The sequence below is a fragment of the Algihabitans albus genome (assembly GCF_003572205.1).
Classification (GTDB): Bacteria; Pseudomonadota; Alphaproteobacteria; order Kiloniellales; family DSM-21159; genus Algihabitans; species Algihabitans albus.
The window spans coordinates 1-521 of the sequence record NZ_QXNY01000004.1; the positions used below are offsets into that span (position 1 = coordinate 1).

Consider the following 521-nt stretch of genomic DNA (forward strand, 5'->3'; position numbering starts at 1 on the left):
TTACGCGGCGGCGACCTTCCGCATCACGTCCATGCGTTTCCAGATGGTTGTGAGGGCTGTTGTGAGATTGTCGAGGTCCTGGTCGCTGTGGAGCGGTCCGGGTGTGAAGCGCATCCGCTCGCTGCCGCGCGGGACGGTGGGGTAGTTGATCGGCTGCACGTAGATGCCCCAGTCGTCGAGCAGCAGGTCGCTGATCCGCTTGCAGAGGACGGGATCGCCCACCATCACTGGGACGATGTGGCTGGGGTTGTCCAGGTGCGGGATGCCGGCGGTGTCGAGCCGGGCGCGCAGTTCGGCCACCCGCGCGCGCTGGCGCGTGCGTTCGGTCTCGCTGGCCTTGAGATGGCGGATCGAGGTGACCGCCCCGGCGGCGATCGCCGGCGGCAGCGCCGTGGTGAAGATGAAGCCGCTGGCGTAGGAGCGCACGAAGTCGCAGAGCGCCGCCGAGCCGGCGATGTAGCCGCCGACCACCCCGAAGGCCTTGCCCAGCGTGCCCTCGATCAGGGTCAGGCGCTCGCTCA

Annotated in this window: 1 protein-coding gene; it reads right to left on the reverse strand. The window is 68.9% G+C overall.

What is annotated here, in order from left to right; translation table 11 throughout:
- On the reverse strand, positions 1-521 hold a 521-nt coding region (locus DBZ32_RS22440; protein WP_235830134.1), incomplete at its 5' end, for an aminotransferase class I/II-fold pyridoxal phosphate-dependent enzyme.